Origin of the sequence: Nissabacter sp. SGAir0207 (genome assembly GCF_005491205.1) — a bacterium.
Classification (GTDB): Bacteria; Pseudomonadota; Gammaproteobacteria; order Enterobacterales; family Enterobacteriaceae; genus Chimaeribacter.
This window is the reverse complement of record NZ_CP028035.1, coordinates 3,544,413-3,557,604: the sequence shown is the minus strand read 5'-3', so window position 1 is coordinate 3,557,604 and position 13,192 is coordinate 3,544,413. Positions and strand designations below refer to the sequence as shown.

At 61.3% G+C, this 13,192-nt stretch carries 10 protein-coding genes and 1 riboswitch; of the genes, 6 read left to right on the top strand and 4 right to left on the bottom strand.

The features are described 5' to 3' along the window. Positions 1-17 precede the first annotated feature (17 nt). On the bottom strand, positions 18-974 hold the full coding sequence (panS, locus tag C1N62_RS15960; protein WP_137764558.1) for a ketopantoate/pantoate/pantothenate transporter PanS: 957 nt from the start codon (positions 972-974) through the stop codon (positions 18-20). Between the two features lie 105 nt (positions 975-1,079). Then, the gene (gene lysC, locus C1N62_RS15955; RefSeq protein WP_137764557.1) at positions 1,080-2,456 is read right to left on the bottom strand and encodes a lysine-sensitive aspartokinase 3; all 1,377 of its coding nucleotides are present in this window, start codon (positions 2,454-2,456) and stop codon (positions 1,080-1,082) included. A gap of 106 nt (positions 2,457-2,562) precedes the next feature. After that, positions 2,563-2,756: riboswitch (Lysine riboswitch) on the bottom strand. 258 nt (positions 2,757-3,014) lie between these two features. Here lysC and pgi point away from each other — a divergent pair. The 6 genes from pgi to psiE all read left to right on the top strand — a co-directional run bounded on the left by pgi (position 3,015) and on the right by psiE (position 10,599). Next, positions 3,015-4,661: a glucose-6-phosphate isomerase gene (gene pgi / locus C1N62_RS15950; protein WP_137764556.1), complete on the top strand. Its 1,647-nt coding sequence runs from the start codon at positions 3,015-3,017 to the stop codon at positions 4,659-4,661. A gap of 791 nt (positions 4,662-5,452) precedes the next feature. Beyond that, positions 5,453-6,085, top strand: a complete 633-nt coding sequence (locus C1N62_RS15945) for a YjbF family lipoprotein (protein ID WP_137764555.1) — start codon at positions 5,453-5,455, stop codon at positions 6,083-6,085. 5 nt (positions 6,086-6,090) lie between these two features. Beyond that, a complete protein-coding gene (locus C1N62_RS15940; RefSeq protein WP_137764554.1) occupies positions 6,091-6,840 on the top strand; it encodes a capsule biosynthesis GfcC family protein in 750 nt (249 codons plus the stop codon). Next, positions 6,840-8,930: a YjbH domain-containing protein gene (locus C1N62_RS15935; protein ID WP_137764553.1), complete on the top strand. Its 2,091-nt coding sequence runs from the start codon at positions 6,840-6,842 to the stop codon at positions 8,928-8,930. Before C1N62_RS15940 ends, C1N62_RS15935 begins: the two co-directional genes overlap by 1 nt. A gap of 583 nt (positions 8,931-9,513) precedes the next feature. Beyond that, positions 9,514-10,077, top strand: coding sequence for an AlpA family transcriptional regulator (locus C1N62_RS15925; protein WP_137764551.1), 564 nt, complete (start codon positions 9,514-9,516; stop codon positions 10,075-10,077). A gap of 114 nt (positions 10,078-10,191) precedes the next feature. Continuing rightward, positions 10,192-10,599: a phosphate-starvation-inducible protein PsiE gene (gene psiE / locus C1N62_RS15920; RefSeq protein WP_137764550.1), complete on the top strand. Its 408-nt coding sequence runs from the start codon at positions 10,192-10,194 to the stop codon at positions 10,597-10,599. 62 nt (positions 10,600-10,661) lie between these two features. Here the strand turns inward: psiE and malG are convergent, their stop codons facing one another. Together malG and malF are read right to left on the bottom strand one after the other, a co-directional pair. Further along, on the bottom strand, positions 10,662-11,552 hold the full coding sequence (malG, locus tag C1N62_RS15915; protein ID WP_137764549.1) for a maltose ABC transporter permease MalG: 891 nt from the start codon (positions 11,550-11,552) through the stop codon (positions 10,662-10,664). 10 nt (positions 11,553-11,562) lie between these two features. After that, on the bottom strand, positions 11,563-13,134 hold the full coding sequence (gene malF, locus C1N62_RS15910; RefSeq protein ID WP_137764548.1) for a maltose ABC transporter permease MalF: 1,572 nt from the start codon (positions 13,132-13,134) through the stop codon (positions 11,563-11,565). Between the last annotated feature and the right edge of the window lie 58 nt (positions 13,135-13,192).

Genomic DNA, 13,192 nt, shown 5'->3' with positions numbered 1-13,192 from the left:
AGTGCAGCGCCGGGGAGTCAGGCCTTGTCCGCGCGCTGCGCGGTGGCCGGGTTAGCATCTGATTTATCGACCGGTTTGCCAGACCAGTAGCCCGCCAGCAGCGAGCCGGAGAGGTTGTGCCACACCGAGAAGAGCGCGCCGGGCAGGGCGGCCAGCGGGGTGAAGTAGATCTTGCCGAGCGTGGCGGCCAGCCCGGAGTTCTGCATTCCCACCTCCATCGCCAACGTGCGGCAAGTGGTTTCGTCAAAGCCAAACAGCTTGCCGCCCCAGTAGCCGCTCAGCAGCCCGATGCCGTTGTGCAAGATCACCGCAACAATCACCACCAGCCCAACCGACCCGATAAAGCCCTGGCTGCCGGCCACCACCGCACTGATGATCGCCAAAATGCAGGCCATCGAGAACAGCGGCAGCAGCGGTTCCACCCGCTTCACCAGCCCGGTGAACAGGTGGTGGATCACCAGCCCGGCGAAAATCGGGATCACCACGATTTGCAGGATGCTCAACAGCATCCCCGCCACATCCACCTGAATGTGGGTATCAACGTAGAGCCGCGTCAGCAGCGGGGTGGCGAACACCCCCACCAGCGTCGAAACTGCCGAGATGGTTACCGAGAGCGCCACGTCGCCCTTGGCCAGGTAGATCATGACGTTGGAGGCGGTGCCGCTGGCGACACTGCCGACCAGCACCATGCCAGCGGACAGGTCAGGCGGCATCTGGAACAGTTTCGCCAATACCCAGGCGGCCAGCGGCATGATCAGGTAGTGCAGGAAAGTGGCGGCGGCCACCGGGGCCGGGCGTGACAGCACGCGCTTGAAGTCGGCGAACTCCAGCGTCACGCCCATGCCAAACATAATCAGCATCAATAGCGTGCTGACGTGCGGGCCAATCGGCGTAAAGGTGGCGGGCGCAAAGTAGGCCGCGACGGAGAGCAACACAGCCCATAACGGGAACAGCCGGGTAATCTTCGCTAACATGGAGCAGATTCCTTCTTTTCATGGTGCAGGGTGGGGTGTTTTTTCGCCAGACGGCAGAGACAAAAAAGCCGGGCATGCGCCCGGCTTCGCCCTGCGCGCCGTCAGTTATTCAAATAGGTTGCGGTGCAGGGTTTGGACCACCTGCTCGGCATCGTCGCCCGGCACCAGGAAGCAGAGGTTATAGCTGCTGGCACCGTAGCAGATCATGCGGATGCTGAACGGGTCGAGCACGCCAAACACCTCTTTGCCCACGCCGCTGGCGCGTGAGAGCTGGTTGCCGATCAGGGCCACCAGCGCCAGGTTCTCTTCCACCTCCACCCGGCAGAGCGAAGATAGCTCGGTCAGCAGCGAGGTGGTCAGCAGGCTCTCGCCAGTGGAGGTGGAGCCGGTGGTGTCGAGGGTCAGGGAGACGCTCACCTCAGAGGTGGTGACCAGATCGACCGAGATGTTGTGGCGCAGCAGGATGTTGAACACCTCTGCCAAAAAACCGCGCGCGTGCAGCATGTGCAGGCTGTGCAGCGTCAGCAGGGTCTGCTTGCGGCGCAGCGCCAGCGCACGGAACAGCGGCGGGTTCTCCGTGCTGCCGCACACCAGCGTGCCGCCCGCTTCCGGGGCCTTGCTGGAGCCGACAAACACCGGGATGCCACGGCGCACCGCCGGCAGCAGGGTGGCCGGGTGCAGCACCTTCGCACCGAAGGTCGCCATCTCCGCCGCCTCTTCAAAGGCGATCTTGTCGATGCGCTTGGCGGTCGGCACCACGCGCGGGTCAGTGGTGTAGATGCCCGGCACGTCCGTCCAGATATCGACGCGCACCGCGTGCAGCGCCTCGCCCAGCAGCGCGGCGGTGTAGTCACTGCCGCCGCGGCCCAGCGTGGTGGTGCGCCCCTTCTCTTCACTGCCGATAAAGCCCTGGGTGATCACTAGCGCACGTGCCAGACGCGGTGCCAGTTGCTGCGCGGCCAGTGACGCCAGCGTGGCGGTCTCCGGCTCCGCGCGGCCAAAGCGGTCATTGGTGCGCATCACTTTGCGCACGTCGAACCACTCCGCCGCCACCTGGCGCTCCCGCAGGATCTCCACGAACAGCAGGGTGGACATCAGTTCGCCGTGGCTGACCAGCTCATCGGTCAGCGCCGCCGAGGTGGCCAGCGCGGCCGCCTCAGAGAGCATGGCGATATTCTCCAGCATCCGGTCAATCTCTTCCCGGATCACCTCTGGCTGCGCCAGACGGTCAATGATGGCGTACTGGATACGACGGATCTCAGCCAGATGCGCGTCGCGCTGCGGCTGGTCGCACCCCTCGGCCAGCGCGACCAGCAGGTTGGTGATGCCCGCCGACGCGGAGAGCACCACCAGACGGTTGTCAGGGTTGGAGAGCACAACATCGGCGCTGCGGTTCATGGCATCAAAATCGGCCACGCTGGTGCCGCCAAATTTGGCAACGACAATCGGCTGGGCGGCGCTGGGGGGTACTGCTTGAGTCATGGTAGACCTCGTGTCAGGGGCCATTCGTGATGGCAACAATCAAAAACATAACCTTGGCACAAGGGGAGAGCAGTAAACAGGGGGCAGACGTAGAGATGGCTACGATACACCCAGAAGCGCCCCACCTTGTTAATCGCCCTTCTGGGGCGATTCTGGTGACAACCCAGAGGATTCAGCCTCTGTAGTCGATACGGGGACAGCCGCCTGTCACCGCACCTCGGCGTTGCTCCCCCTCAAGTGTCTTCAGCGGGTTACGGCTCCTCTGACACTCTACCTGGGCGACGCGCCTCTTCTGGCTCGCGCTGGCTGCGCGAGTAGGGGAGTAGGAATAACCGACTCTGCTTGCGCTGTCAATGGCGGGGGGGTGAGGGATTTTCATTTTTGAATTATTAACGCTGAAAGCACTTCTTCTGCCACACTAGGTAACTGTTTAATAAATATCCATTAACAGTTGTCGCCTATTGCAAGAAAAGGGATATCATCGGGGAAGTTACAAGATACAATCGGCTCAATGCGGTCTTTAATCTCACTACGTGAAACTCAAACGAGAGCGTTGCTATGAAAAATATCAATCCAAGCCAAACCGCTGCCTGGCAGGCCCTGCAGCAGCATTTTGAACAGATGAAGGATGTCCAGATCAGCGACTTGTTCGCGCAGGACAGCGAGCGCTTTTCCACGTTCTCTGGCACGTTTAACGACCAGATGCTGGTGGACTACTCCAAGAACCGCATCACGGCGGAGACCCTGGAAAAGCTGCAGGCGCTGGCCACGGAAACCGATCTGCAATCAGCAATCAAATCCATGTTCGCGGGCGAGAAGATCAACCGCACCGAAGATCGCGCCGTGCTGCACATCGCGCTGCGCAACCGCAGCAACACCCCGATTGTGGTGGATGGCAAGGATGTGATGCCAGACGTGAACGCGGTGCTGGCGAAGATGAAGCAGTTCTGCGAGCGCGTGATTGGCGGCGAGTGGCAGGGCTACACCGGCAAGGCAATCACTGACGTGGTTAACATCGGCATCGGCGGCTCCGACCTTGGCCCCTACATGGTGACCGAGGCGCTGCGCCCGTACAAAAACCACCTCAACATGCACTTTGTCTCCAACGTTGATGGCACCCACATCGCCGAGACGCTGAAGGATCTCAACCCGGAGACCACCCTGTTCCTGGTGGCTTCCAAGACCTTTACCACCCAGGAGACCATGACCAACGCCCATAGCGCGCGTGACTGGTTCCTGCAGGCGGCGGGCGACCAGCAGCACGTCGCCAAGCACTTCGCGGCGCTCTCCACCAACGGCAAGGCGGTCGGCGAGTTCGGCATCGACACCGACAACATGTTCGAATTCTGGGACTGGGTGGGCGGCCGCTACTCCCTGTGGTCGGCCATCGGCCTCTCCATCGCGCTCTCACTGGGCTTTGATAACTTTGAGAAGCTGCTCTCCGGCGCGCACGAGATGGACAAACACTTCGCCAACACCCCAATGGAGCAGAACCTGCCGGTGCTGCTGGCGCTGATTGGCATCTGGTACAACAACTTCTTCGGGGCCGAAACCGAAGCAATCCTGCCGTATGACCAGTACATGCACCGCTTCGCTGCCTACTTCCAGCAGGGCAACATGGAGTCCAACGGCAAGTACGTTGACCGCGACGGCAACCCGGTGAGCTACCAGACCGGCCCCATCATCTGGGGTGAGCCGGGCACCAACGGCCAGCACGCCTTCTACCAGCTGATCCATCAGGGCACCAAGCTGGTGCCGTGTGACTTCATCGCGCCGGCCATCAGCCACAACCCGCTGAGCGACCACCACGCCAAGCTGCTCTCCAACTTCTTCGCCCAGACCGAGGCGCTGGCGTTCGGCAAGTCGCTGGAGATGGTAGAGCAGGAGTTCGCGGCGCAGGGCAAACAGCCGGACGACGTGAAACACGTTGCGCCGTTCAAGGTGTTCGAAGGCAACCGCCCGACCAACTCCATCCTGCTGCGTGAAATCACCCCGGAGAGCCTGGGCGCGCTGATCGCGCTGTATGAGCACAAAATCTTCACCCAGGGCGCGATCCTGAACATCTTCACCTTCGACCAGTGGGGCGTGGAGCTGGGCAAACAGCTGGCCAACCGCATCCTGCCTGAGTTGCAGGGCGATGAGCCGGTAAGCAGCCACGACAGCTCTACCAATGCGCTGATCAACCAGTTCAAATCCTGGCGCTAATACTTAACAAACGATTAAGCTTTGAGCGTTAAAAGTGGCATGGCCCGCGTGGATATCTCCCCGCGGGCCATTTTTTTCGTGACTTTTCCGCCGGATAGGGTGGGTTTTATCTGAAAAAGCATAAAATCAGCGAGTTCCTAAGGCGTTTATTATTTCACCAGCCATACCCGGCGATTTACCCTGCTAACAGCCGGTTGGTCGAATAAAATGCTTAACTTAAGTCATCCTGTCAGCAGGAGATGCTGTTAAGGCGCTTTTCTGTCCACTCGGCTGCAAGATTTTCCAGAAGGTTGAAAAAGCGTCAAGTGAAATACCCGCCAGTGCCGCCCAATAAAAATTCCGCTAAATCATAACGTTAAGTTAATTTATAAAATCCCAGATCCACGCGTGAAAACGCCGCTGGCCGACTCATTCACCCCATCCATGATGACACTTCGTAACTGTTTATTGCATTATAAATAAGCAGCCAGCCACGCCTGCACGCCTGAATACCCTTTGGGTCACCCATGCAGCAACCATTTGATAAGCATAGGGACACCATTTAGTTTTCGGAATGTATCGGCAGGCGGCTTGCTCTGGCCATTCAGTGGATGCGCCCCGCTTTTCGCAAGGAATCAGCGCCGGTTTTGCCGCGCTGGCGGAAGGGGATGCCGGCTCTCCGGCCCGCAGACACTGACCGGGAACGCCCCGGCCCGGCCAATAACCATATGCTCTCCCGGCTACGGGGGAGGTTTATCGGCTGCCGGCCTGTGCCGGCACCTGTTACGGGCCTGTTTATTCGGGAAAGAAACGTGCGCTATTTTTCACTGTTATTGTGCCTGCTGCTGGCCGCCTGTAGCCAAACCCAACACAGCATCCAGGATACGCTGGCGCTCGCCACCGTCGGGATGCCGGATGTGGAGATGGACGATCAGGCGATCAACGACCTGCCGTACTCCAGCCTCTACGCGACGATCAATGACGGCCCACAAATCTTTGTGGTCGCGGCCTTCGCCGAAGAGGATCAGGTCAAGTGGCTCACCTCCGACCGCGTACTGCTGGTCACCCAGAATGGCCGTCTGGTCAAGACCGTGGGTTACACCGATAACCTGCTGGAGACCACCGATCTGCGCCATGATCCTCTGCTGCACCCACTGCGCCTGAAAGAGGGCGACAGCTGGACACGCACCCTGAGCTGGACGGAGGGCAAGGCCTTCCGCAGCGCCACCGTCACCTCGGTGTTCCACCTGGACGGCGCCGAGCCGCTGACGCTGGCTGGCACCACCCTCAACACGCTGCGCGTGAAGGAGGAGGTCTCGGTGCCGGCGCTGGGCCAGCACTACCGCAACCGGTTCTGGATCGATCCCGCCACGGGCATCGTCAGGAAGGCCGAGCAGTCCGTCGGCCCGGATTTCCACGTTAACCTCACTATCTTAAAGCCCTGAATACGATGAAAAAACGTCTCTTACTTGGGGTCAGCCTGAGCGTTGGCCTGGCCGCGTCTGCGCTGGCGCAGAGCCGCGTGGTGGTGTCGTTCCCGCAGCGGGCTGAGACCGTCACCCTTGAGGGTGCCAACGATCTCAGTGAACTGGTGATGAACCCGGCGCTTGCCGGGCAGACTTGGTGGCCGGGCACGGTGATTGCCACCCCGCAGGCCACGCTGAAACAGCAGGCGCTCAAGCGCCAGGTGCTGGCGTCTTTGGGCGCGCTGGCGGCCCACTACCGCGCAGACGAGGATAACGATTTGGCGGCGGCAGTGGAGAACCTGCACCAGCAGGTGACGCAACTGGCCGTCACGGGTCGCCAGTTCGTCACGCTGGACCCGGACGCGGTGCGCATCCGCCCGGAGTGGAACCGTCGGCTGGAGGGGGAGTACCACCTCTACACCCTGCCACGCCCCACCACCCTTCGCCTGTTTGGCCTGATCAGCCACAGCGGCCTGACCCCCTTTGTGCCGGGGCAGGATACGCGTGACTACCTGGCAGGCCACGACAGGCTGGCCGGGCGTGACCGCAATCAGGTGTGGCTGATCCAGCCTGACGGCACGGTGCAGCTGGTGCCGGTGGCCTATTGGAACCACCGCCATGTGCAACCGGCTCCCGGCAGCACGCTGTTTGTCGGCTTCTCCTCCTTACCCCGCGCCTACCGCGATCTGAACCAGCAGATTCTGGCACTGTTGACCAACCGGGTCCCTGACTGATGAAAATACCATTTGTGATCAGCGCGCTGGCGCTGTCCGTGGCGGCGGGCGCGCAGGCCGCCACCTACACCGAGCCGCTGGGGCCATCCCAAGGGGATCTGGGCGGCGTCGGCCTGTTGCAGACCCCGACCGGACGCATGGCGAAAGAGGGGGAGTTCAGCCTCAACTACCGTGACAACGACCAGTACCGCTTCTACTCACTGGCAGTCCAGCCCTTTGACTGGCTGGAGGCGACCATCCGCTATACCGACGTGCGCACCCGCCAATATAGCCAGGATGCGGCCTTCAGCGGCGACCAGACCTACAAGGACAAGGGCCTCGACCTGAAGCTGCGTCTGTGGAAAGAGGGCTTCTGGCTGCCGGAGACCTCGGTCGGCATCCGCGACTTCGGCGGCACCGGCCTGTTTGACAGCGAGTACCTTGCTGCCAGCAAGGCGTGGGGGCCGCTGGACTTCACCCTCGGCATCGGCTGGGGCTACCTCGGCAACAGCGGCAATATCAAAAACCCGTTCTGTGAGGCGAAAGCGAGCTTCTGCTACCGCGACAACCAGCAGGGCGAGGCTGGCCAGTTCAACGGCAAAAACTTCTTCCACGGCCCGGCGGCGCTGTTTGGCGGCGTCGAGTACCAGACCCCGTGGCAGCCGCTGCGCCTGAAAGTGGAGTATGAGGGCAACGACTATCAGGGCGATTTTGCGGGCACGCTGAAACAGGATTCGAAGGTGAACGTCGGGGCGATCTACCGCGTCTTTGACTGGGCCGACGTCAACCTGAGCTGGGAGCGCGGCAATACCCTGATGGCGGGTGTCACCCTGCGCACCAACTTCAACGACCTGAAGCAACGCCACATCGACCCGCCGCCGCAACCCTACCAGCCGCAGCCGCAGGACGCGCTGCTCGACCATCAGGTCGTGGGCGGCCAACTGGCGGACTTGCAGGACAACGCGGGCTACAGCGCGCCGCATATCCAGGTGAAGGATCGCACGCTCTACATGACCGGCAGCCAGAACCGCTACCGCGACAATGATGAGGCGGTGGCCCGCGCCAACCGCATTCTGGTGAACCACCTGCCAGCAGGTGTGGAGACCATCACGGTCACTGACACCAGCATGAACATGCCGATCTCCAGCACGGTCACCAATGCCGAGAGCCTGAAGCAGCAGTTGCAGGGTTACCCGCTCGGCCAGGAGAAGCCGCTGTTGCAGCACCGCGCCGATCCGCACCTGCCAGAGAGCGCCGAGCAGGGCTACTACGCCGAGAAGAGCCACTTCGACGCGCGCCTGTCACCGGTGCTGAACCAGTCGCTCGGCGGCCCGGAGTCCTTCTACATGTACCAAGTGGGCTTGCAAGGTGATGCCGACTGGTGGATGACGGAGCACTTCCTCGCTTCCGGCTCGCTGTTCCTCAACCTCTACAACAACTACGACAAGTTCAACTACAAGGGGCCGCCGGGAGACAGCAGCCTGCCGCGCGTGCGTACCCGCATCCGCGAGTATGTCGATAACAACGACCTCTACCTGACCAACGCGCAGTTGACCTACATGAACCGCCTCGGCGATGGCTGGTACGGCCAGATTTATGGCGGCTATCTGGAGCAGATGTATGGCGGTGCCGGTGGCGAGCTGCTCTACCGCCCGCTGGACAGCAGCTGGGCGGTGGGCGTGGACGCCAACTACGTCAAGCAGCGTGACTGGGACAGCCCGATGCGCTTCACGAACTACAAGGCGGCCACCGGCCACCTGACCGCCTACTGGCAGCCGCGCTTTATGGATGGCGTGCTGGTCAAGGCGAGCGTCGGCCAGTATCTGGCGAAGGACAAGGGCGCGACCCTCGACGTCTCCAAACGCTTCGACAGCGGCGTGATCGTCGGGGCCTTCGCCACCAAGACCAACGTCTCGGCGGACGAGTATGGCGAAGGGGAGTTCACCAAGGGCTTCTACATCTCGGTGCCGCTGGATATCCTGACAGTACAGCCGACCCGCTCGCGTGCGCAGATCAACTGGATCCCGCTCACCCGCGACGGCGGCCAGATGCTCAACCGCAAATACTCGCTCTACAGCATCACCGACAGCCGCTCGCCGTTCTTCAACTGACGGCCCGGCAATCCAAACGGCCCTCTCAGGAGGGCCGTTTTTTTATGGGCAAAACGGGGCGCGGCCCGGGAAATCTGATGATGGAGGGAGCCATGATCTGCATCAGGATTCAGAAAAAAATAGAAAATTCAGAAAGGCGTGAGAGTGATAACGTGGCGCAGCCAGGGCGTGGAGTCGCCCCGGAGGGAGAGGGGTAAACACGCCAACCGCACAGTGTTGACGGATGTTCACACCCGATGTACTATTCCTGCGACAGGAGAGTGATGAAAAGGCATCCTCACAAAGCCATTCAAGACGCCATAGAGTATGCGCTAGCCAATGGATGGGTCGTCGTGCCGTGTAACGGCCATGCGCATGGGTTCTGTAAAATCCGCTGTGGCATACCAGGCCATACCGAGCATATGCACAGTATCTGGAGCACGCCCAAAGACCCTGAACGATTTGCCCGCCAAATTCTCCGTGCGGTCAGTAAGTGCCAGCCCCCTTCACAGTAATGGGCGCTTGGCCGGGCACAAGGCGAGTTAACTGACATTAAGGCGGTGCTTTCCGCCGCCTTATTTACCCCAGGAGAGAAGGAGTCCGCATGGCACTCTATAATTTCACCCTGACCCTTTCCGGGATCACCCTTGAGACAGCGGGCCACGAAGACGCGCTCTTTGCCGCCGGCTGTGATGACGCGCTGTTGAGCTATTACGGCAAAGCCATCTATTTGGAATTCGAGCGCGACGCCCCCTCCCTGAAGCGCGCCATCGCGTCCGCCATCCGGGACATTGAAGGGGCCGGTATTGGCGCGCGCGTGGAGTCGGTCGACTCCACGTTGGTGGGGCTGAGTGATATTGCGCAGCTTTCCAACTTGTCACGTCAGGCCATTACCATGCTGAAAGATGGCGACCGGGGAAGGGGGGACTTTCCCAACCCGATCCAGCGACTCTCAGGCCAGTCACCGCTGTGGGATTGGGCTGAAGTGGCGGCCTGGCTGGAGGGTTGTGGCCGCATAGCGGCTGAGTCGGGTCTGGTCGACAATGCGAAAGAGTTAAATGCCTGGAACCTGGCCCTGCGTATCCGCGCTTCGCAAAATGAAGCGATGATCGCTGAACGCGTCTCTATCCTTGCCCATCCTGAAGAGTGCCTGCCAGCCGACGCCTGACCGCCAAACAACGGCCCTCCCCACCGGGCCGTTTTTCCTTCTTATCTCCCCTTGCCGCCTCTCCTTGCGCTTCGGTATGCTGCGCAACCAATTTACATTACTAAAGAGTATCTTATGGCTGCGTCACAACGCGGCATGGTGGTGGCGAAAACCATGCAGCGGATTTTGAATCTGTTTTTAATGGGGCTGGGAGCGATCCTGCTGCTGTTCTTGGGACGGGAAACCTACCACTTGACGCTGGTGCTGTTTGTGAACGGTGATGAGCCGTCATCGTACCTGCTGATTGAGGGGATCGTGATCTACTTCCTCTACTTTGAATTCATTGCCCTGATCGTGAAGTACTTCGCCTCGGGCTACCACTTCCCGCTGCGCTACTTCATCTACATCGGCATCACGGCGATTGTGCGGCTGATTATCGTCGACCACAAAAACCCGGTCGATACGCTGCTCTACTCCGCCGCCATTTTGGTGCTGGTGGTGACGCTCTGGCTCGCCAACTCTGACCGCCTGAAGCGCGAGTAAAAAAAGAGGGCGGCCTCCAGGCCGCCCAAGACACAGGGAATCATACTGCCACAGCGAAAATGTCAGCCCTTCACCCCGCCGGCGGTCAGGCCGCCAATCAGCCAGCGCTGCGCCAACAGGAAGATGGCGGTGATGGGAATCGCGGAGAGCACGGCGGAGGCGGCAAAGTCTCCCCACAGGTAGTTCTGCGGGTTCAGGTACTGCTGCATCCCCACCGCCAGCGTGTAACTGTTCACGTCGCGCAGCAGCAGGGAGGCCACCGGCACCTCGGTAATGGCGGCAATGAACGACAGAATGAACACCACTGCCAGAATCGGCACCGACAGCGGCAGCAGCACCAGCCGGAACGCCTGCCACGGCGTGGCGCCATCCAGCGCCGCCGCCTCCTCCAGCGAATTATCGATCGTCTCGAAGTACCCCTTGATCGTCCAGACATGCAGCGCGATCCCACCCAGATAGGCGAAGATCACCCCACCGTGGGTGTTGAGGCCAATGAACGGCAGGTACTGGCCGAGGCGGTCAAACAGCGCGTAGAGCGCCACCAGCGACAGCACCGCCGGGAACATCTGAAAGATCAGCATCCCGCGCAGCAGATTGCCCTTGCCACGGAAGCGCATACGCGCAAAGGCGTAGGCGCAGGTGGTCGAGAGCGCCACAATGCCGATGGCGGTGATCACCGCAATCTTCACCGAGTTCCACAGCCAGAGCAGTACCGGGAAGGGCGGCGGCGTCACGCTGCCGTCGGCGTGGGTGACGCTAAAGCCGAGCGCCAGCCGCCAGTGATCCCAGGAGACCTGATCCGGGATCAGGCTGCCGGTGGCGAAGTTGCCGGGCCGCAGCGAAATCGCCACCACCATCAGCAGCGGGAACATAATCATCGCGATAAAGGCGATCAGTAGCAGGTGGGTCACCAGCAGGCGCACACGCTGCGATTTTGGTTTAACCATGCCCATGGCGCTCTCCTTAATCAAAGTTCATCTTGGTGGCTTTCAGGTTGAGGATCGCCAGCGCGCCCACCAACAGGAAAATCAGGGTGGCAATGGCCGCCGCCAGGCCGAAGTCCTGCCCGCCACCGCCCTCAAAGGCGATGCGGTAGGTGAAGCTCACCAGCAGGTCGGTGTAGCCGGCGGGCGTGGTGGTGCCGAGCCGGTCTGGCCCGCCGTTGGTCAGCAGCTGGATCAGCACGAAGTTGTTAAAGTTGAAGGCGAAACTGGCGATCATCAGCGGCGTCAGCGGCTTGATCAGCAGCGGCAGGGTGATGCGGAAGAAGTTCTGGAACGGCGTCGCGCCATCCATCGCCGAGGCCTCGTAGAGATCGTCCGGGATCGCCTTCAGCAGCCCCATGCAGAGGATCATCATGTAGGGGTAACCGAGCCAGGTGTTGACGATCAGCACCATCGCCTTGGCGGTGGTCGGATCGCTGAACCACGCTGGCTTCACGCCAAACAGCGCGCCGAGCATCAGGTTGATCTCACCGAAGCTCTGGTTGAACAGCCCCTTGAAGATCAGGATCGAGATAAACGAGGGCACCGCGTAGGGCAGGATCAGCAGCACGCGGTAGAGTGCCTTGCCGCGCAGCGCCTCCCACTGCACCACACAGGCCAGCACCATGCCGACCGCCACGGTCAAAATCACCGTCAGCACCGAGAAGATCACCGTCCAGAGGAAGATCGACAGGAACGGCTGCTGGATGCCCTTATCCTCAATCACGCGGCTGAAGTTTTTCCAGCCGATACCGACGGTAAAGCCGGGGCTGAGCCGCTCCGCCTGCCACTGGCCGCTGGCGTCCACCGCCTGATAGAAGCCGGTGTCCGGGTTGGGGCGATAGGTGACCTGCGTCTGGTTGTTGGTCAGGGTGGTGCCATCCTCCGCCAGCGTGTAGAGCGGGGCGGTGCCGGAGAACTGGCGCAGCGAACTCATGCGCAGGTCGCCGCCGGTCGGCAGGTGCGCCACCAGCGACGTCATCGCCTGCCGGTTCTGGGTGATCACGCGCAGGGTGGCCTTCTCCCCCTCGGGCGGCGTCTGCTGCGCCTGCATCTCCAGCGCGGACGGCAGGGTGCCGAAACTGAAGGGCTGGGAGATCCACTGCTCATTGTTCTCCGGGCGGGTGAGCTGCAACCGCCACTGGTTGCCAGCCGGGTAGAGCGCAAAGCCGTAAGTGTCGCCAGCTTGGTACTGCCGCTGCATCAGCACCGACTGCGCCCGTTCAAAGGTGAGCTGGTTGGTGCTGCTGTAGTTGGTAAAGGCGATGGCGATGGTGGCGACCAGCGGGAAGAGCACGAACAGCCCCATCCCCGCCAGGCCGGGGTAGACGTAGCGCCAGGCGTAGGCGCGGCGGTTGGCGAAAATATAGAGTCCGGCGCTCAACAGCACCAGCGTGACAATGGCGAACAGGTATTCGCCCTGTGCATACATCAGCACCACCAGATAGGCGGTGAACAGAGAGAACAGGCCAATAACCAACCATTTCAGCGGATCGCTCTGCCACCAGGCGGTGGTATTACGGTCGGCGCGATCGGTACGGGTCAACGGCATAGCGATGTTCCTTGCGGTGGGCAAAAAGAGGGCAGCGGCGCGCACCCGCCGCCCTCTG

Excerpts from the sequence above, each read along its gene's own strand:
- panS (WP_137764558.1), bottom strand. The coding sequence starts at position 974 with ATGTTAGCGAAGATTACCCGGCTGTTCCCGTTATGGGCTGTGTTGCTC.
- lysC (WP_137764557.1), bottom strand. The coding sequence starts at position 2,456 with ATGACTCAAGCAGTACCCCCCAGCGCCGCCCAGCCGATTGTCGTTGCC.
- pgi (WP_137764556.1), top strand. The coding sequence starts at position 3,015 with ATGAAAAATATCAATCCAAGCCAAACCGCTGCCTGGCAGGCCCTGCAG.
- C1N62_RS15940 (WP_137764554.1), top strand. The coding sequence starts at position 6,091 with ATGAAAAAACGTCTCTTACTTGGGGTCAGCCTGAGCGTTGGCCTGGCC.
- C1N62_RS15935 (WP_137764553.1), top strand. The coding sequence starts at position 6,840 with ATGAAAATACCATTTGTGATCAGCGCGCTGGCGCTGTCCGTGGCGGCG.
- C1N62_RS15925 (WP_137764551.1), top strand. The coding sequence starts at position 9,514 with ATGGCACTCTATAATTTCACCCTGACCCTTTCCGGGATCACCCTTGAG.
- psiE (WP_137764550.1), top strand. The coding sequence starts at position 10,192 with ATGGCTGCGTCACAACGCGGCATGGTGGTGGCGAAAACCATGCAGCGG.
- malG (WP_137764549.1), bottom strand. The coding sequence starts at position 11,552 with ATGGGCATGGTTAAACCAAAATCGCAGCGTGTGCGCCTGCTGGTGACC.
- malF (WP_137764548.1), bottom strand. The coding sequence starts at position 13,134 with ATGCCGTTGACCCGTACCGATCGCGCCGACCGTAATACCACCGCCTGG.